14 protein-coding genes are annotated in these 17,955 nt (G+C 63.7%); 8 read left to right on the top strand and 6 right to left on the bottom strand.

Annotation, left to right across the window (positions count from 1 at the left end; genetic code table 11):
* Nucleotides 1-46 precede the first annotated feature (46 nt).
* Nucleotides 47-964: an urea ABC transporter permease subunit UrtB gene (urtB, locus tag OUY36_RS07605; RefSeq protein ID WP_110777658.1), complete on the bottom strand. Its 918-nt coding sequence runs from the start codon at nt 962-964 to the stop codon at nt 47-49.
* Between the two features lie 63 nt (nt 965-1,027).
* Nucleotides 1,028-2,197 carry an urea ABC transporter substrate-binding protein gene (gene urtA / locus OUY36_RS07600; protein ID WP_376781327.1) on the bottom strand — a complete coding sequence of 390 codons (1,170 nt, stop codon included), beginning with the start codon at nt 2,195-2,197 and terminating at the stop codon, nt 1,028-1,030.
* Between the two features lie 415 nt (nt 2,198-2,612).
* Between urtA and OUY36_RS07595 the strand changes: the two genes are divergently transcribed.
* From OUY36_RS07595 to OUY36_RS07560, 8 genes are all read left to right on the top strand, one after another.
* Nucleotides 2,613-6,017, top strand: a complete 3,405-nt coding sequence (locus OUY36_RS07595; protein ID WP_267937438.1) for an ATP-binding protein — start codon at nt 2,613-2,615, stop codon at nt 6,015-6,017.
* The gene (locus tag OUY36_RS07590) at nt 6,004-6,663 is read left to right on the top strand and encodes a response regulator (RefSeq protein WP_063541445.1); all 660 of its coding nucleotides are present in this window, start codon (nt 6,004-6,006) and stop codon (nt 6,661-6,663) included. The genes OUY36_RS07595 and OUY36_RS07590 overlap by 14 nt, the downstream gene beginning before the upstream one ends.
* Nucleotides 6,664-6,800: 137 nt before the next feature.
* The gene (locus OUY36_RS07585) at nt 6,801-7,034 is read left to right on the top strand and encodes a hypothetical protein (protein WP_133455948.1); all 234 of its coding nucleotides are present in this window, start codon (nt 6,801-6,803) and stop codon (nt 7,032-7,034) included.
* A 406-nt stretch (nt 7,035-7,440) separates the two neighbouring features.
* Complete coding sequence (locus OUY36_RS07580; protein ID WP_267937435.1) at nt 7,441-8,979, top strand: MBOAT family O-acyltransferase; 1,539 nt, start codon at nt 7,441-7,443, stop codon at nt 8,977-8,979.
* 21 nt (nt 8,980-9,000) lie between these two features.
* Nucleotides 9,001-10,902: an HAD-IIIC family phosphatase gene (locus OUY36_RS07575; RefSeq protein WP_267937432.1), complete on the top strand. Its 1,902-nt coding sequence runs from the start codon at nt 9,001-9,003 to the stop codon at nt 10,900-10,902.
* Nucleotides 10,899-11,147 carry an acyl carrier protein gene (locus OUY36_RS07570; RefSeq protein ID WP_003301166.1) on the top strand — a complete coding sequence of 83 codons (249 nt, stop codon included), beginning with the start codon at nt 10,899-10,901 and terminating at the stop codon, nt 11,145-11,147. Before OUY36_RS07575 ends, OUY36_RS07570 begins: the two co-directional genes overlap by 4 nt.
* 3 nt (nt 11,148-11,150) lie before the next feature.
* Nucleotides 11,151-12,215 (top strand): hypothetical protein, encoded by a 1,065-nt coding sequence (locus OUY36_RS07565; protein ID WP_267937429.1) that lies wholly within the window; start codon nt 11,151-11,153, stop codon nt 12,213-12,215.
* A gap of 77 nt (nt 12,216-12,292) precedes the next feature.
* Nucleotides 12,293-13,276: a lipid A deacylase LpxR family protein gene (locus OUY36_RS07560; RefSeq protein ID WP_267937427.1), complete on the top strand. Its 984-nt coding sequence runs from the start codon at nt 12,293-12,295 to the stop codon at nt 13,274-13,276.
* 96 nt (nt 13,277-13,372) lie between these two features.
* Here the strand turns inward: OUY36_RS07560 and OUY36_RS07555 are convergent, their stop codons facing one another.
* The 4 genes from OUY36_RS07555 to OUY36_RS07540 all read right to left on the bottom strand — a co-directional run bounded on the left by OUY36_RS07555 (nt 13,373) and on the right by OUY36_RS07540 (nt 17,833).
* Nucleotides 13,373-13,711 (bottom strand): DUF3325 domain-containing protein, encoded by a 339-nt coding sequence (locus tag OUY36_RS07555; RefSeq protein ID WP_267932473.1) that lies wholly within the window; start codon nt 13,709-13,711, stop codon nt 13,373-13,375.
* Complete coding sequence (locus tag OUY36_RS07550; protein ID WP_267937424.1) at nt 13,708-15,336, bottom strand: PepSY-associated TM helix domain-containing protein; 1,629 nt, start codon at nt 15,334-15,336, stop codon at nt 13,708-13,710. The genes OUY36_RS07555 and OUY36_RS07550 overlap by 4 nt, the downstream gene beginning before the upstream one ends.
* Nucleotides 15,333-15,587: an iron transporter gene (locus tag OUY36_RS07545; RefSeq protein ID WP_267937422.1), complete on the bottom strand. Its 255-nt coding sequence runs from the start codon at nt 15,585-15,587 to the stop codon at nt 15,333-15,335. The genes OUY36_RS07550 and OUY36_RS07545 overlap by 4 nt, the downstream gene beginning before the upstream one ends.
* A 167-nt stretch (nt 15,588-15,754) precedes the next feature.
* A complete protein-coding gene (locus OUY36_RS07540) occupies nt 15,755-17,833 on the bottom strand; it encodes a TonB-dependent receptor domain-containing protein (RefSeq protein WP_267937420.1) in 2,079 nt (692 codons plus the stop codon).
* Nucleotides 17,834-17,955 lie beyond the last annotated feature (122 nt).

The raw sequence follows: 17,955 nt of genomic DNA, 5'->3' as shown, positions 1-17,955 counted from the left end.
GCCTTGCCCCTCACGTCGTTCGCCGTCGCCACCAAAAAACTGTTCATCATTTGCGCACCTTGGCCGTGAACAGCCCCTGCGGACGCAGCATGAGGATCAGGATCACTGCCGAAAGGGTCAGCACCTTGGCCATCGAGCCGCTGATGAAGAACTCGGCCATCGATTGCGTCTGAGCGATGGAGAACGCCGAGGCAATAGTGCCAAACAGGCTGGCCGCGCCGCCGAAGACCACCACCAGGAAGGTGTCGACGATGTACAGCGAACCGGAGGTCGGGCCCGTCGAACCGATGGTGGTGAAGGCCGCGCCGGCAACCCCTGCCACGCCGCAGCCCAGGGCGAAAGTCATGCGGTCGACCTTCTTGGTGTTGATCCCCACCGAACGCGCCATCACCCGGTTCTGCACCGTGGCGCGCACTTGCAGGCCCCAGCGCGAGCGGTACATGAGGACGAAGATCGTCGTGGTGAGCAGCAGTGTCAGCGCCATCACGAACAGACCGTTGAGCGGGATGTCGATGGTGTCGGTGGGCATCCAGGACCCCATCAGCCAGTCCGGCAGCGTGGCGCTGACCTCGCGCGCACCGAAGATCGAACGGAACGCCTGCTGCATCACCAGTGACAGGCCCCAGGTCGCCAGCAACGTGTCCAGCGGGCGATGGTAAAGCTTGCTGATCAACGCCCATTCGGCGAGCCAGCCCAGCGCGCCGGCAATCGCGAATGACAGCACGATGGCGACGAAGAAGTAGTAGGGCTGCAGCTCAGGGGCATACTTGAGCGTCAGCACCGAAACCAGATAGGTGGTGTAGGCACCCACGGTGAGGAACTCGCCATGGGCCATGTTTATCACGCCCATCTGACCAAAGATGATCGCCAGTCCCAGAGCCATCAGCAGCAGCACGCAGAACACCGACAAGCCGTTGAAACCCTGCATGGCCGCGATGGCACCAAACTCCGATAGCCATTCCATGATGATGTCTCCTGATGGCAAAAGAGATCGCCGCGGGCCTGCCGGCACGCGGCGCAGAGAGGGTTACTGGTAGCCTTTCGGGAAGGGATTCGGCTCGATCAGGTCGGACTCGAAGACCACCTGGAACTGGCCGTCGGCCTGCACCTGGCCAATGCGCGTCTTGCTCCACAGGTGCTGGTTCTCATGCACCTTCACGTAGCCTTCCGGCGCGGTGTTCAGCTCCAGCCCGGCGGAGGCGGCAACCACCTTGTCGACGTCGAAGCTGCCGGCCTTCTCGACCGCAGCCTTCCACAGCCATGGGCCGAGGTAGGCGGCCTGGGTAACGTCACCGATCACCGCGTCCTGGCCGTACTTGGCCTTGAACGCCTTGACGAATTCGGCGTTGTTCGGGTTGTCCAGGCTCTGGAAGTACTTCATCGAGGCGTAGAAGCCGGCCATGTTCTCGCCGCCGATGCCGAGCAGTTCGTCTTCGGTGACCGAGAGGGTCAGCAGGGTCTGCTTGTCCGCGGTGATGCCGGCGGCCTTGAGCTGCTTGTAGAAGGCGACGTTGGAACCGCCGACCACGGCAGCGAAGATCACGTCGGGCTTCTTCAGCTTGATCTTGTTGGTCAGCGAGCCGAACTGGGTATTGCCCAGCGGGTAGTACTCCTCGCCCACCACCTTGCCGCCGAGCACGTTCTCGATGTGCTTGCGGGCAATCTTCATCGAGGTGCGCGGCCAGATGTAGTCCGAGCCGAGCAGGTAGAAGGTCTTGGCGCCCTTCTCCTTGGCGACCCAGTCGAGGCCGGCGAGGATCTGCTGGGTGGCCTCCTGGCCGGTGTAGACGACGTTCTTCGACTGCTCCAGACCTTCATAGAAGGTCGGGTAATAGAGCAGCCCGTTCTCCCGCTCGAAGATCGGCAGCACCGCCTTGCGCGAGGCCGAGGTCCAGCAGCCGAACACAGCGGCGACCTTGTCGCGCTCCAGCAGCTTCTTGGCCTTTTCGGCGAAGGTCGGCCAATCGGACGCACCGTCTTCCTGCACCACCTTGATCTGCCGGCCAAGGATGCCGCCTGCCGCGTTGATCTGCTCGATGGCCAGTCGCTCGGCCTGGATCGAGCCGGTCTCGGAAATGGCCATGGTGCCCGTCGCCGAATGCAGCTGCCCGACCACCACTTCCGTATCGGTGACTGCCAGGCCGGTGGTGTTGACCTCGGCGCTGGCGCTCGAGGCGAAGATGCTCATTGCCAGCATCGAGAGTGCCGCAGCCCCCTGCGCAAGCCGGCGGGGAAGGCGGCGTGACGAACCCGTCAGTTTTGAATCCATGATGATTGCTCCTGTCTCGGTGGGCCGTGCTTGGCTTGCCGCAACACTGCTGCTGCGGGCCGGCATCGGGTCGGGAGCAAGAATGGGCTCGGCTGTCTGGCCGGGGTATACGCAGGATGACGTAAGCGGGTACGTCATCTGACGTATCCGTAGAGGTGCACTGCTGGTGCATCCTTGCGCCGGTATGGAGCACGCCAGCAGCCGGCAACCCTCGCCACTGCCAATCACGGCAGCACTGCGCCGGCATGCGCATCGGTGCTTCGCCGCGGGTCATCAGCAGTGCCGAACGGGGGCACGGAAGTTGCTCAAACCAGGGAAACGACAACCAGCCGGGGCCGCCAGCGTGCAGATCACAGGCACACAGCGCATCGTCAAGATTCGCCGCGACTACAACAGCTGGGTCGCCGACGAGACGCTGGAAGACTACGCCCTGCGTTTCACCCCCAAGTCGTTTCGCAAGTGGTCGGAATTCCGTATCGCCAACACCGCGCTCGGTGCGGTGTCTTTCCTGGCCCTGGAAGCCATCGGCGGCACGCTGGCCCTTTCCTACGGTTTCACCAATACGCTCTGGGCGATCCTCGCGGTGGCGTTGGTGATCTTCCTCACCGGGTTGCCGATCAGTTACTACGCGGCGCGCTACGGCGTGGACATGGACCTGCTGACCCGTGGCGCCGGCTTCGGCTACATCGGCTCGACCATCACCTCGCTGATCTATGCCAGCTTCACGTTCCTGTTCTTCGCCCTCGAAGCAGCGATCATGGCGCTGGCGCTGGAGCTGTATTTCGGCATCCCGCTGGCGCTCGCCTATGTGGTCTGCTCGATCATCATCGTGCCGCTGGTGACCTACGGCATTACCCTGATCAACCGCCTGCAGTTCTGGACGCAACCGGTCTGGCTGATCCTGCTGTTGCTGCCCTACATCTTCGTCATCGCCAAGAACCCCGAGGCGCTGAGCGATCTGACCAGTTTCGCCGGTCGCGAAGGCGACGGTGGCTCGTTCAACCTGCTGTCCTTCGGCGCCGCCTGCACCGTGGCGCTGGCGCTGATCACACAGATCGGCGAGCAGGTCGACTACCTGCGCTTCCTGCCCGAGAAAACCCGGCAGAACCGCGTTCGCTGGTGGCTGGCGATGCTCGCCGCCGGCCCCGGCTGGATCATCCCCGGCGCACTGAAGATGCTCGCCGGCGCCTTTCTCGCCTTTCTCGCACTGCAGCACGAAATCCCGGTGGACAAGGCGGCCGAGCCGACACAGATGTACCTGGTGGCCTTCAGCTACGTGTTCGCCTCGCCGGAATGGGCGCTGGGCGCCATGGTGCTGTTCGTCATCGTCTCGCAGGTGAAGATCAACGTGACCAACGCCTACGCCGGCTCCCTGGCCTGGTCGAACTTCTTCGCGCGCGTCACCCACAGCCATCCGGGGCGGGTGGTCTGGCTGGTATTCAACGTGTCGATCGCGCTGATGCTGATGGAGCTGGGCGTGTTCGAGGCCATCGAGCAGGTGCTCGGGCTGTACGCCAACGTGGCCATCGCCTGGATCGGCGCGCTGGTCGCGGATCTGGTGATCAACAAGCCGCTGGGCCTGTCGCCGCGGCAGATCGAATTCAAGCGCGCGCACCTCTACGACATCAACCCGGTGGGTGTCGGCGCCATGCTGATCGCCTCGCTGCTGGCGATTCTCGCCCACAGCGGCGTGCTCGGTGCGCTGGCTCAGGCAGCCTCACCGATGATCGCGCTGGGCACCGCACTGGTCTGCGCACCATTGATCGCCTGGGTTACCGGCGGGCGCTTCTATATCGCCCGCGAACGTCAGCCAGAGCTGCTGTACCCCTATACCGAGCGCGGCAAAGTCGCCTGCGTGCTGTGCAGCAACGCCTTCGAGGAGCCGGACACTGCCTTCTGCCCCGCCTACGGTGCGCCGATCTGCTCGCTGTGCTGCTCGCTCGATGCGCGCTGTGGCGACCTGTGCAAGCCGCACGCGCGGCTCTCGGCGCAGCGGGACAACTTCCTCCGCTGGGCCTTCCCGCAGGTGTCCATCCCACGCCTGCACACCCGCCTGGCGCACTACCTCGGTGTGCTCGGCCTGATCATTGGCCTGCTTTCGCTGGCGCTCTGGCTGATCTACAGCCAGGTTTCGCCGAGTGTCGCAGCCAGCCCGCAGGAGGCGGGCGAAACCCTTTATCAGGCGTTTCTCAAGGCATTCCTGGTGCTCTCGCTGTTCGCCGGCATTCTCGCCTGGTGGGTGGTGCTGACCCGCGAAAGCCGCCACGTCGCCCAGCAGGAGTCGGACCGCCAGACCCACCTGCTGATGCAGGAGATCGAAGCCCACCGCAAGACCGACGAACAGCTGCAGAAGGCCAAGGAAGCGTCCGAGGCGGCGAATGCCGCCAAGAGCCGCTATGTGACAGGCCTTTCCCACGAGCTGCGCACCCCGCTGAACAGCATCCTCGGCTATGCGCAGATCCTGTTGCGCGATGGCGAGCTGCCGACGCGACACAAGGAAGCGCTGGGCACCATCCATCGCAGCGGCGCCCATCTGCTCTCGCTGATCGACGGGCTGCTCGACGTGGCCAGGATCGAAGCCGGAAAGCTCAATCTGGAGCCATCCGAGATCGCCTTTCCCGAATTCCTTCTGCAGGTACGCCAGATGATCGCGCCACAGGCCGAGGAAAAGGGCCTGCGCTTCCACTTTGAAACCCAGGGCCGCATCCCGGCCGTCGTGCGCGGCGACGAGAAGCGCGTACGGCAGATTCTCATCAACCTGCTCGGCAATGCGGTGCGCTACACCGACGCCGGCAGCATCACCCTGCGCGCCAGCTACCTGCGCGAGACCGCGACCTTCGAGATCGCCGACACCGGTGTCGGCATCGCCCCCGAACAGGTGGAGCGATTGTTCCAGCCGTTCGAGCGCGGCAATCCGTTGCGTCAGGACAGCGGTCTGGGCCTCGGCCTGACCATCACCCGCATGCTCACCGCGTTGATGGGCGGCGAGCTGTCGATGAAGAGCGAGCAAGGTCGCGGCAGCGTTTTTCAGCTGCGCCTGTTCCTCTCCGAAGTGCGCGTGCCGCAGGCGGTGGTCCATGTCGAACACGACATCATCGGCTACCACGGCCCGCGCCGCCGCGTGCTGGTGGTCGACGACCACATCGAACACCGCCAGGTGCTGGCTGGCATGCTCGAGCCATTGGGTTTCGAAATACTCATGGCCAGCAACGGCCAGGAGGCGCTCAGCCAGGTGTCGCTACACAACCCTGACCTGATCCTGATGGACCTCTCCATGCCGCAGCTCGACGGCTGGCAGACCGCCAGGCTGATTCGCCGCTCGGTGGGTTCGACGGCGCCGATCATCGTCATTTCTGCCAATGCGTTCGTCGACGGTGCGAGCGTCGCTGCCGATTGCAGTGACTACCTGCCCAAGCCGGTACATGCCCCGGTGCTGCTGGACAAGATTCGCCAGCATCTGGCGCTGGACTGGCTCAGACGCGATGCGGCGGCCACCACGTCGACCGCCGCGGGCCTGCCGCTCAATGCCCTGCATGCGCTGCAGCAACAGGCCTCGCTCGGATATGTGCGCGGCGTGCTCGAACTGCTCGACCAGCTCGAACGCGACCTGCCGGCCGCCGCCGCGCAGCTCCAGGAACTGCGCCAGCTGGCCAGACGCTTCCAGCTGAACGAACTGGGCCAGCGCCTGGATCAGGCCATGACCAACGAGACTCAGACGCCCATGGAGGACACCCATGCATCCAACTGATCATCCGCAAAACCAAGGCATCGTGATGATCGTCGATGACGTGCCCGACAACCTCGCCCTGCTCTCCGGCGCGCTCGACCAGGCCGGCTACATGGTGCTGGTGGCGCTGGATGGCCTCAGCGCATTGGAGCGCATGCAGCGGCTGAAGCCGGACATCGTTCTGCTCGACGCCATGATGCCCGGGCTGAACGGTTTCGATACCTGCCGCCGGATCAAGGCACAGGTCGAACTGGAGGACGTGCCGGTGCTGTTCATGACTGCCCTGACCGAAAGCGAGCACGTACTCGCCGGCTTCGAGGCCGGCGGCATCGACTACGTGACCAAGCCAATCCACCCGGAACAGGTGGTGGCCCGAGTCGCCGCGCATCTGCGCACCGCGCGCACGCTACAGAGTGCTCGCCAGGCCCAGGCTCCGGCCGACGAGAAGCAGATCCAGGCCACCCTGACCGAGCGCTTCCAGCTGACCGGGCGCGAGGTCGAGGTGCTGCACTGGGTGTCCTGCGGCAAGACCAATCGGGATATCGGCGACATCCTCGGGCTCAGCCCGCGCACGGTGAATAAGCACCTGGAGCACGTCTATGTGAAGCTCGGTGTGGAGACCCGGACCGCAGCCGCAGCCATCGCCATGTCCGCCGGCACTCGCTGACCGTACGAGGCATACGCAACCGTGGCACCGGGAACGTTTTCAATGTGCGTCCTGTCACATAAAGGCAGATTGGCATCAGCCCATTCCGGGTTGATTCGCTCGACGAGCGAGAGCCATAACCCGCAGAGGATGACAGGATGTTTTCCAGCTATCTCTATGAAGCCGCTCTCATCTATGGCCTGGTCTTCACTTCGGTGGGGTTCGTGCTGGGCATGTTCTACAACAACCGCAAGGTCTTCCAACTGGAAGACAAGGTGCAGCGCCTCAAGCGCACCGTGCGCCACCTGCAGCGCAAGGTCGAACCGCCTGCCGCCGCGTCGAAAAGCGTTCAGCGCGCGCGCAGCAGCGCAGGGTTGAGCAGCGTCCGCTGAGCCGGCCGGCACCTGTCCACGCTCGGTCAACTACGCCTGCGCCTGCAGCTCGTCCGCGCTCGAACCTTCAGAGCCTTTAAGAATGCCGGGAACTTTCCCGACCGACGGAAATGGGCTGCAGGCCACGCCTGCCGGGGGCCTTTTGACCTGCGGCAATAAAGCGCTCATCGGTGCAACAAACGTTGAAACTTTTTTTTACACCTTCACGTCCGAGCCATAGGAGCTCAGGGGAAGCCGGCCAAGGTGGCCGAAACCCGAGCGAGCAGCCACTGATGGACCGAGGATGTCGCAACGCCGACCAGGATGGATCGTCGGTCGCGTGGCGCCAGGACTGAATGGATGACTCGCCCCGCCTCGCCGGCGGCCTGAGCAGCAATGCACGAACGCTGAGCAGGGAATAGGGAAGATGCTTTTCAATTCGGTGGAATTCATCGCCGGCTTTCTTCCGGTGGTGCTGATTGGATTCTTCGTGCTGACCGGATCGGGCCGACAGCGGCTCGCGGTGATCTGGCTGACCGTCGTCTCGTTGGTGTTCTACGGCTGGTGGAACCCGGTCTACGTACCGCTGCTGGTCGGCAGCATGCTGGTCAACTATCTGCTCGGTGGCTACCTGCGCCGGCACCCCTCACGTCTGGTGCTCGGGTTGGCGGTCGCGGCCAACGTGTTGCTGCTGGTCTACTACAAATACACCGGCTTCCTGCTCGGCACGCTGGATGCGGCGCTGAATCTCGGTTGGCGGGTGGAAGACATCATTCTGCCGCTGGCGATCTCCTTCTTCACCTTCCAGCAGATCGCCTACCTGGTCGATGCCCATGACGGCGTGGTGAAAGAACACGACTTCGCCAACTACTGCCTGTTCATCAGTTTCTTTCCGCAGCTGATCGCCGGACCGATCACCCACCACGGTGAAATGCTTGCGCAGTTCAACGACCGCGACAGCTTCCGCGCGCGCATCGACAACCTGTCGCTGGGCGCCACGGTGTTCCTGCTCGGTCTGTTCAAGAAGGTGATGATCGCCGACACCCTCGCGCTGAAAGCCACGCCGGTCTTCAGCCTGGCCGCCGACGGCACCATCCCGGCGTTCTACGACGCATGGACCGGCGCGCTGACCTACACGCTGCAGATCTATTTCGACTTCTCTGGCTACAGCGACATGGCCATTGGGCTGGCGCTGCTGTTCGGCATCAGCCTGCCGGCGAACTTCAACAGCCCGTTCAAGGCGCGCAACGTCATCGACTACTGGTCGCGCTGGCACATGACGCTGACGCGTTTCCTCACCGCCTACATCTACAACCCCATCGTGCTGCGCGTGACCCGCGCGCGCATGGCGGCCGGCAAGCCGCAGCCGCGGCGGGGCAAGATGACCGCCGGCACTTTCTTTGCGCTGGTCGCCTACCCCACCGTGTTCACCATGTTCATTTCCGGCATCTGGCACGGCGCCGGCTGGCACTTCGTCGCCTTCGGCCTGCTGCACGGTTTCTACCTGGTAGTCGCCCACGGCTGGCGTGCCTGGAAGGCGCGTCAGGGCTGGAAGCTGGACAGCGACATCTGGTGGCACAAGGCTGCGGCCGTCGCGCTGACCTTTGGCTGCGTGGTGGTGGCGATGGTGTTCTTCCGCGCCAGCGATGTGCCGACCGCCATGGCGATCCTCGCCGGCATGCTCGGCCTGAGCCCGACCAGCACGGCGATGGATCGCTCCGACTTCGTCTATATCGCGGCGCTGCTTGTGTTCGTCTGGGGCATGCCCAACGTGCAGCAGTGGATGGGCCACTTCCGTACCGCGCTCAACTTCCAGCCCCAGCCGCACTGGACCGAACGGCTGCTGCCGGTCAGCGCCTGGCGGCCGACTGCGATCCACGGCATGGCAGTAGGCGTGCTCGGTTTCTTCGCCCTGGCGATCGCCTTCTCCATGGCACCGACGGAGTTCCTCTACTTCCAGTTCTGACCACGACAAGGAGTCCCAGGTATGCAACAGCTCTCCTGGCTGCCGACACACCCGGATCTATCCGGTGCCATCGGCCAAGCCAAACGCATCGAAGATCCGCTGCAGCGGCTGCATGAAGCCGTCAAGCTGGCCGCTCATCAACGGGATTTCACCCTCACCACGCGACTGGACAAGCTGGCTGCTGTCGGCATCGCGCAGCACGCCGCGGCGGCACGCCTGACGCCACTGCGGGTGGCATTGCTGTCCTCGCATACGGTCGATCACCTGTTGCCGGCCATTCGCGTGGCCGGACTGCAACGGCGCCTGGCGCTGTCGCTGCATGTTGCGCCCTACGGCATGTATCGCCAGGCGCTGCTGGCCGATGACCCGGCGCTGAACGCCTTCGCCCCACAACTGGTACTGCTGGCGCTAGACGCCCATGACGCGCCGCTGCAACTGCCCTTGCAGACAAGCCAGGCGGAGGTGGATGCCGCCGTGGCGGAACGCGTCGATGAGCTGCGCATGCTCTGGCGCCGGGCCCGCGAGCGATATGCCGCGCAGGTGGTGCAGCAAACGCTGGTGCCGGTCACGCCGCCATTGTTCGGCTCTTACGAAGCACTGGTGCCGGCTTCGCCACGGGCAGTCATCGAACGGTTGAATGGCGCCATCCGAGCCGCTGCCCGCGAGGAAGGCGTGCTGCTGCTCGATCTGGCCTGGCACGCAGCCGCCTATGGCGACGGCCTGGCCGAGCCGGTGCGCTGGCACCAGGCCAAGCAGCTGATCAGCCCGACTCTGGCACCGCTATATGGCGAGCACTTTGCGCGTATCGCAGCGGCCACTGCCGGGCTGTCGCGCAAATGCCTGGTACTGGATCTGGACAACACCCTCTGGGGCGGAGTGATCGGCGATGACGGCATCGACGGTATCCAGCTCGGCCAGGGCAGCCCCAGCGGCGAGGCGTTTCTCGCCTTTCAGCGTTATGCCGCGCAATTGGCGCGCCGCGGGGTGATCCTTGCGGTGTGCAGCAAGAACGACCTGCACGTTGCCGAAGCAGCCTTTGAACATACCGAGATGGCGCTCAAGCGCAGCGATATCGCGGCCTTCGTCGCCAACTGGGAAGACAAGGCCGGCAACCTGCGGCGCATCGCGAGCATGCTCGATATCGGCCTGGATAGCCTGGTGTTCGTCGACGACAACCCCGCCGAGCGCGACATCGTGCGCCGCGAGCTGCCGGACGTCGCCGTACCGGAGCTGTCCGAGGATGTCGCCGACTACCCCGCGCGCATCGCCGCGGCGGGCTATTTCGAGGCCGTATCCTTTACCTCCGACGACGCCGAACGTGGCCGCAGCTATGCACTGAATGCCGAACGCAAGGCCGCGCAGAGCCAGGCCACGGACATGGACGGCTACCTGCGCGGGCTGCAGATGATCCTGCGCGTCAGCCGCATCGGCGCCGCCGAGCTGGCCCGTGCCACCCAGCTGATCAACAAGACCAACCAGTTCAATCTCACCACCCGCCGCTATACCGAAGCCGAAGTCGAGCGCATGGCCAGCGATCCGCAAACCATCGCGTTGGCCCTGCGGCTGGAAGACAAGTTCGGCGATAACGGCCTGATCAGCGTGGTGCTGGCACGACCGGATGCATCCATCGAGGCTGGCGAACTGCTGATCGACAGCTGGCTGATGAGCTGCCGCGTGCTGGGGCGTGAAGTCGAGATGGCCGTGCTGGAGGTGCTGGCCGATGCGGCAGCGGCCGCCGGCTGGGGCGCACTGATCGGCGAATACCGTCCCACCGAGCGCAACGGCATGGTTGCCGAACACTATCCGCGGTTGGGCTTCGAGCAGCGCCCCGCGCCTGCCGACTCCTCTACCGATGCAAGTTTCTGGCGCTACGAACTGGCCTCGCGCACTCCCATCAACCATCACATCCAGGTGCAAGCATGAACGAAAAGGACATTCTCCAGGCGCTGACCCAGGTCTTCCACGACGTGTTCGATGATGACGACATCGTCCTCACACCCGAAACCACCGCCGACGACATCGATGGCTGGGACAGCCAGACCCATGTGTTGCTGATCGTGGCCGCCGAGCAGCGCTTCGGCATCAAGTTCCGCACCGCCGAACTGGAATCGCTGAAGAACGTTGGCCACTTCGCCCAGTTGATCCAGACCAAACTCGGAGGGCGTTGAGTCATGGCCAGATCCGTCGATACATGCCCGGACGGCGTTGCCGCCGGGGCCGAAGCAGGCCAGCGGCGGATACGTGCCGGCTATCTGCTGGGAATGTTCGCCGGGCTGTTCGGGATGCTCGGCGGCTTTGCCGTCCTGCTCGCCTGGCTCAATCACACCGACAACCTGCCACCACCGGCTTTCTCCAACAGCCTGTGCGTAGACGAAAAGCTGCATTTTCTGCGGCACAACCCCGTCGCCGATCCGAACCTGCTGATCGTCGGTTCCTCGGTCGCCTGGCGCCATGTCGATGGTGACGTGCTGATCGAGCAGACGCCCGGCCTGCGTCCGCTCAACGGTGCGTTCTGCGGCCTGCACGCCAACCAGTCGACCTATGTCGCCAACTGGCTGCTGGATCGTGAACCAAGCGTGCGCCAGGTGGTGATGATCGTCGATCCGCTGGACTTCGCCGGCTGCTGGAAGGTGCCGGATGCGGTGTTCGACCGCACTCACGCCGACCAGTACGTCTATCAGCAGGCCTCGCGCTGGGGCTACTACATGCGCTACTTCTCGCCGCGTTCGCTGCTGCGCAACGCGCAGACGGTCAAGGCGCAACGGGCCAACGAGATCGAATGGGACCCGCTGGTATTCACCCGCCATGGCGACGGGCCGCTGGAACCGCAGGGTGATCGCGGCCTGTTCTACGGCAAACCGGACGCGCTGGATGACAGCTGCTTTGTCGCTCTGGGCGAACTGTCGAAACGCCTGGATAGCGAGCAACGTCAGCTGCTTGTGGTTTCCACGCCCCTGCACCCGCAGTGGAAAGCCAAGGTCGATGCCGATGGCAGCTTTCTCGCCCGCTTCGACGCCAAGCTGAACGCCGCCATCGCCGGGCATGACGGAGCTCAGTACTGGAACGCCGACCGCGAATGGGTTGCCCCACCGGCCGCCTTCGTCGATGCGATCCATCTGCGCTGGTCAGCCGTGCAGGACTTTTCCGTGGCACTGGCCGAGCAACTGCAGGAAGCCAGACAGGAGATGCTCAGCGAGGCGGGACTGGCCAGAAGCGGCGCATACGACGCGCCCTGATCGACAAGCGAACCGCCGGAAGCGGTGATGGTCCGAGAAAGAACATACAAACAAGAACGTAAGCCAGGAGTTGAATCATGCATTCTCGTTCTTTGCTGTGCTTGTGCCTGCTCGCCGCATCCATCACCGCCCCCGCCGTCAGCCATGCCGACATCCTCGCCATCAAGGCGGAGAACGACATCATCGCCTCGGGCAGCGATGGTCACTACACCAACGGCCTGGAAGTCATTTGGGGCTTCGAACCGGACGACCAGAGCTGGACGCGGCGCTTCGCCGATCTGTTGCCCGGCTGGTCGGGCAATGCCGTCGACAACGTCGCCTATCGCTTCGGCCATCAAATCTACACGCCGGAGGAAATCGAAACGCGAGTGCTGATCGATGACGACCGCCCCTACGCCGGCCTGCTCTTCGCCGGCATGTCGATGTTTTCCGACACCCAGTACGACGGCTGGCGCGCCGCGCAGGGGTTGCATCTGGATGTCGGCATCGTTGGCCCGGCCGCTGGTGGCAAGCGCCTGCAGCGTGCCGTGCACAAGGTGACCGACAGCGACGAACCCAACGGCTGGGATAACCAGCTGGAGAACGAAGCCTTCGTCAATCTGGGCTATCAGCATCGCTGGTGGCTGCAGGAACGCTTTGCCGGGCTCGAGCTGGAATACGGCCCGAGCGTGGGCTTCGCCCTCGGCAACCTGTACAGCTACGGCTCGGCCGGACTAGGCCTTCGCCTGGGCCAGAACCTGCAGCGCAGCTTCAGCATCCCGGCGGTGGCGCCAGCGCAGAGCGGTAGTCAGTTCTTTCGCCCCGGCGGTGACTTCGCCTGGTATGGCTTCGCCAGTCTCGAAGGGCGCTATATGGCGCACAACATGCTGCTGGACGGTAACACCTTCGAGGACAGCCATTCAGTGGACCGCCGCGAATGGGTCGGCGACGCCAAGCTCGGCGTGGCGTTGACCTGGAGCCGCTGGCAGCTGGCCTTCGCCAGCGTCTGGCGCAGCCGCGAATTCCAGGGACAAAAGGAGCACGATCAGTTCGGCTCCATCACCCTTTCCACCGCGCTCTGATGGCCGGTCAGCAGGCGTCGGCGCCTGCTGCTTTGAACTGCGCGGCTTCTGCTATTGCAGGTGGGTGCCGGGATACGTAACGCTGGACCGCCGGGCTCAGTCGACCAGCACCCCGAGCAATAGCCACAGCGGAATGCCCGCAACGGGAAACAGCACCGCCATGCGTCCCCGGTAGGGCAGCAGCAGCGTCAGGATCAGCGCCGCCAGCGAGATCGAACCAAACCAGCCCACCGGCCCCATCGCCCAACCCCAGGCCCAGACGCAGCTGGCGAAACTGCCCACCAGCAAGGCTGCCCCTGTCATGCGCAATGTATGGCGCAGCACCGGCGACGGCTCGCGCTTCCAGACCAGCTTGAAGTTGCGTTCCATGCCCAGACAAAGCCCGACCATGCCGCCATAGGCGAGCAGCAGGCCAGCCACGAACGGCAGCATCATGGATGCATCTCCTTCGGTATCAGCGTTGCTCGTCGAGGCGCCGGTTGCGCAGCATCGGCACGCAGACCGACCTTGCGCGCCAGCCATAGCAGGGTCGCGCCCATCACCACGCAACAGAGCTCCAGCCATAACCGTCTCGGGTCAGCCCACGGCACGCCGCCGGCGGTCACCATGTTCAGCAGCGGCAATGTCACGCAGAGCAGCGCCAACAGCGTCAGCTGTTCGGCCCAGCCGCGCAGCGTCGGTCGCCACAGCGCATGGGCCAGCGCGACCGTCCAGATCAGAAAGAACACGCGCACTTCCCATTCGCCACGCTGGGCCAGCTGAACCGGCAGCAGCCGATTGGCCCAGAGCAGGCCGATGCAGGCCAGGGAAAGGCCGACCACCACCGCGAGGTTAAGCGACTCGACCAGGCGATGGAAACGCCGGGAAGGCACACTCTGCTCGGCGTACTTGCGGCGGCGCTTGATGCAGAAGTGCACCAGGCCGGTGGCGATCATGGCGCAGCTGACCATGCCGCAGAGAAAGTACAACCAGCGCATCGGATAGCCGCCGAACTGGGCGAAGTGCAGCCCCGCCATGACGCGTTGCGTGAGCAGGCTCGGCCGGCTCTCGTCGGGCATGCGCAGCACGACGCCGCTGACGCCATCGAATGACATGCTGCGGCCTTTAGTCAGTTCGATTCGGTTACCGAGCACAGGGCGCACGTCGATGCGCGCATCGGGCCGCCCCGGATTCTGAATGGACAGCCCGCCGACCGGGCCCATCGCCGCTTCGGCCTGCGCCAAGATCGGTCCAAGCGGCGCCAGGGGCACAGCAGCCATCGAATGTGCCGGGACGTCCGAGTGCCATGCTCTCATCTGACCCATTCCTGCATCAGGCCGCTGACCACGCCCGCCGAGAGGCGCACGCTCGCTCCTTTGCTCCACAGTACCGCCTCGCAGATCGCGGCTGGCCGCCTGCCGGTCGCCGTCATACAGCGTATCCACCGCCGCAGGCATATACAGCAGGAAGAAGATCACAAGCCCGGTGTAGGTGATCATCAGATGAAAGGGCAACAACAGCACGCCACTGGCATTGTGCGCGTCGAGCCAAGAGCGCTGCCCCTTGCCGGGGCGGAAGGTGAAGAAATCCTTGAAGATCTTCTTGTGAATCACGATACCGCTGATCAGCGCCACCAGCATCGCCATGGCCGCCAGCCCGACCACCCAGATGCCGATATTGCGCGGCATGTTCAGGGTGAAGTGAAAGCGAAAGAAGAATCCGCCGCCGGCCGTCTCCCGCGCAGAGATCGGCTCGCCAGTAACCGGGTCCAGCAGTTGCCCGCCGCCGCGACGCTGCTCGCCGGTCGATACGCTGAGGTTCGACGAACGCTCGGTCGGCAGGTTGATATTCCAGCTCGGCGCATCGGGGTGACGCGCCTGGAGATAACCGAGCGCGCGTTGCAGCGCGTCCTCTTGACCGCCCGTATAAGCTGGCACTTCCGGGCGCATCCAGCCGTCGATCTCCTTGTCGAAAACCGCCAGGGTGCCTGTGAGGAAGATAGCGAACAGCGCCCAACCAAGCAGCAGGCCGCCCCAGGTATGCAGCCAGGCCATGGACTGCGTGAAGCTCTGTTTCTTCATCCAATGCGCTCCAGCAGTTGCGGCCAGAAGCCAATCACGGCCAATGGCAGGGCCAGCAGTGCGCCGCAGCAGACCCGCCACAGATCACGCGCGGCAAATGCCCAGAGAATGGCAACGGTGTAGACGAGAAAGGCCGGCAGCGTCGCGACCACTAGCGCATCGGCCGGGGACAGCGGAAGTAGTCTCGCCAGCGCAGCGGTGAGCGCGTAGGTGAAGGCGTAGCCACCGAGAATGGCGAGCGCGGAACGCATGGCGATGTCGCGCCACGCACTTTTTGATTGGGATACGGAACGGGTCACGACAGGCTCCCGAGGGAAACATCTGAAGTCATACAAAAACGCCCGACGCTGGCTGTTCGGCCGGTCGGGCAATGGGCGAAGCGTGGCGCCCATTGCAGCGCGCCACTCGTGTCCGGTGTCTAGAAGTCGACCGACATGCCTACGACCAGGCGGCGTCCATCGAGGATCACCTCATAGTCTTCATTGGCCACTTCCTTGTTCGCGACGTTGTACAGCCCGGCAGTCAGGTCGACGTTTCGGCTCAGCCCATACACCGCCCCGATGTCGACGAACCCGTAACCCGGTGTACCTTCGCTCATGCTGGTGCGGCTCAGGTAATCGGAGGTACGGCTGCGGTAGTTGTACTGCGACCAGAGGTTGAGCTTGTCCGTCACCTGCCAATCGAGGTTGGTGTTGAACATGTGCCGCGGCTGCTTGTTAAGGGGCTCACCCTTGAACTCCCCGCTCTTCTGTTCCGAATCGGTGAAGGTGTAGCTGCTCATCCAGCTCAGATCATCGGTGATGGCGTAGTCGAGAGTGAATTCGAGCCCCTGGATGACCGCTTCATCGATGTTGCGAGTGGTGCTGAGGAAGTAGAAGTTGTTGCCGCCGAAATCGCAGGCATAGTTGGCGACGTCATTGTTGTTGGCGGCGTTCGGACTGGTGCAGAAGCGATCTTCGGCGATCTTGTCCTTGTAGACCGTATGGAACAGCATCACGCTGGTACCCAGCCCGATTGTTGGATCATCGAAGACGAAGCCAACTTCATAGCTGGTACTGGTTTCGGGTTCCAGATCGGGATTGCCGATGCTCAGCGCGCGCGGCAACGGCTGGCCATTGGAACCGACATTTGGCGAGCCGCCGCCACCGGTCCGACCACCGAAGCCTTCGGTGGCCTGGGTCAACGTCGGTTGCTTGTAACCGGTCGAAACGCCACCTTTCAGGGTCAGAGTGGGCGTCAGGCTGTAGACACCGTAAACGCGTGGCGACAGATGGCCACCGAAGAACTCGTCATCGTTGTAGCGCAGCCCAGTGGTCAGCGCGAAGTCATCGGTGATGCCCCACTCCACTTCACCGTAGATCGCCGCCAGCCAGCGGTCGGCCTCATGCACGCCACCCGCAATGCCGTCGTTGAACAACACATTCTGGCCGTTGACGAACTCCTCATCCTTGTACTGTGCGCCCAGCGTGATGGTGTGCGAGCCCCAGAAATAGGTCCCCTGAGTGTTGAAGATGTTGACCGTCTCCTCCATCGACAGGTCTTGCACGCGCTCGGACACGTCGCGTTGCAGGTAGCTGTTGAGCAGCCAGTCGCCATAGTTGCCTTCATGCGACAGCGTCCAGACTTCTTTCTCGAAACGGTTCGTCGTCGCTTCACCCTTGGGCAGACTTGTCGTCACCGGGGAACTCTTGCCTGCGGTATGGCGAGATTTCTGTGTCACTTCGCGGTAGCCCAGGGTAAACCTGTCGGCCTCGGTAGGCGTCAGGAACAGGTCAGCACCGACGTTGCTTTCGCGGGCCTCCGGCTTGCTTTCACCCGAGTTGAAGGCTTCACCGCCGACATAGTCGCTTTCATAGGTGTGGGTATAGGCACCGCTCAGCTGCAGCCCCATCAGCCCGGGAATCAGCGCGCCGCCGGCGAACAGCTCGGTGTGGTACTCGTCTTCGTTGTAGTCGTTCTGGGAGAACATCTTCTGGCCGCGAACGGTGCCCGACCATTCGCCGGAAGACTGACGCGTGATGATGTTGATCACGCCGCCCATGGCCTCGGAGCCGTAAAGCGAAGACATCGGCCCGCGAATGACTTCGATACGCTCGATCATGGCAAGCGGCGGCAGGGCCAACTGCTGCTTGCCGCCGGAGGTACCGTTGGTTTGCGTCTGGCGCCCGGCAGAAATTGGGCGGCCGTCCACCAGGACCAGGGTGTACTCGCTGCCCATGCCGCGAATGGTGATGTCCTGCTGGTTTCCACCGCCGGAAACGTAGACGCCAGGGACGTTTTTCATAGCATCGATAACGCTGGTGTAGGACTGCGCCTCAAGCTGCTCGCGGGTAATCACCGAAATGCTCGCCGGAGCCTGCGCGATGTTCTGCTCGTGGCCGGCCGCAGTCACCACCGTAGTAGGCTGCAGTTCTAGCGGGTCCTGCGCATACGCCGGCGCACTCATCCAGGCCGCAGCGATAGCACAAGCCAGCCGTTGTCGATTGAAAATCACCATTTACACCCGTCTCCCTGAGAAGCCATAACGTCTTCTGCGGTCCGCTAGATGGCCGCAGGCAAGGCGCGGCGGCGCATCAGGCCGTCATGCCGAGCGCAATGCTAGACATTCTCATTTGAGAG

Source organism: Stutzerimonas sp. R40042 (assembly GCF_026642215.1).
Classification (GTDB): domain Bacteria; phylum Pseudomonadota; class Gammaproteobacteria; order Pseudomonadales; family Pseudomonadaceae; genus Stutzerimonas; species Stutzerimonas frequens.
Note: the sequence above shows the minus strand (reverse complement) of the source record. Positions and strands in the feature narration are given on the sequence as shown.